This window comes from Paraburkholderia sp. 31.1 (assembly GCF_014397645.1).
Lineage (GTDB): Bacteria > Pseudomonadota > Gammaproteobacteria > Burkholderiales > Burkholderiaceae > Paraburkholderia > Paraburkholderia tuberum.
In genome coordinates this window covers 1-1242 of the sequence record NZ_VZQN01000159.1, presented here as the reverse complement: position 1 = coordinate 1242, position 1242 = coordinate 1, and the positions used below count along the sequence as shown (strand labels likewise).

Below are 1242 nucleotides of genomic sequence, written 5' to 3'. Positions count from 1 at the left end.
ATGAACGCTACCCACCCGATTCCATTTCCGCTGAGCGGTTGCAGGTTGGCCGGTGTCCATGCGCCGCCCACCTGGCCCCGCAGATCGTTCACCGCGTTGTTCACGTTGTTGATGTTGTTTTGCAGGTTGCTGACGTTGCCCTGCAGCTCAGCGTCGAAGACCACATTGCCCTCGTCGGTCTGGTCAACCGTGACACCCAGCCCGCTCCCGTTGGTTCGCCATCCGATATGGAGCTTGTTGGTGCCCTGGCTCACGCCGCCGCCTTGCTCCACGGGCGTGAATCCGAGCGGTGCAGGCGTCCCGATCACGTCTTCATATCTGATAGAAACGGCGAGATGCGCGAGCGCCGCAAGCAGCGCCTGCGCGAGTTGATCGACCTTCGTATAGTCGGGCGATGCGCCGAGCGCGACGATGGCATTGCGTAGTTCCTCGGTGATCGAATGAAACCACCACGCACCCGGCGTCGTCGGCGCAATCGCCGCAGGCAGACTGCCGTCTGTCGGAAAGCCGCCCTCGTTATCGGCGGGCACGGCTGGCGCCTGGGCGACGCTATTCGCTTCCCAATAGCGATCCACGTCGATACCTCTCAGTGATGGGAGAACGCCACGACCGACTGTGCAGGCGCGTAGCGACGCAGCAGACACTCGATCATCGTCAGCGTCGGCGACGTGCCCCAGGCGGAGAGCGGATTGTCTACGGTGTCCGCGACCGTGTTCCATCGCGGCGGCGGCGCGCTGATGACATCGACCAGCCAGCCATGCGCCCAGTCGGTATCGGCAAGCGGTGCGGTGACGGTGCGCATGACGTGGTGAACGGCAAATTCCGTAATCGTGATCGTGTAGCCGAGTGTCGCGGCGAGCGCCCTGAAATAGTCGATGGACTGCCCACCTGTGCCGATCAGTCGCGCGACGATCTGTAGCCGGTTCTCGTCGTCCGAGTCGAACGGCCCAAAACATGGATCAGGCAGCGCAAGCGAAGCGTTCCATTCGGGTAGCAGCGCGTCGGCTGTCGCCGGGAACGAGCCTGCGATCAGCGTGAGCGCGTCGCGGTCGACCGTGGCGGGTGTGTTCGCGAGCGCATCGAGTACGGCTGCCTGTGTGCCGCTGTCCTCGCGCGTCCAGACGCGTCCACGCGGTAGCAGTCGCCGCAATGCGCCTGCGTAGTCCGCGCGGCTGTAGCGCGCCGGGTTCATGTCAGTTACGACCACGTAACCTCACCGGGCACCGCGAGCGCACCGGCCGG

The 1242-nt window shown here is 64.6% G+C and carries 1 protein-coding gene and 1 pseudogene; both read right to left on the bottom strand.

The window, feature by feature from the left end; genetic code table 11:
• A pseudogene (locus F6X37_RS35765) lies at nucleotides 1-575 on the bottom strand (hypothetical protein); the annotation flags it as partial.
• Nucleotides 576-586: 11 nt separating this feature from the next.
• Nucleotides 587-1207 (bottom strand): YmfQ family protein, encoded by a 621-nt coding sequence (locus tag F6X37_RS35760; protein WP_187614669.1) that lies wholly within the window; start codon nucleotides 1205-1207, stop codon nucleotides 587-589.
• Nucleotides 1208-1242: the final 35 nt, after the last annotated feature.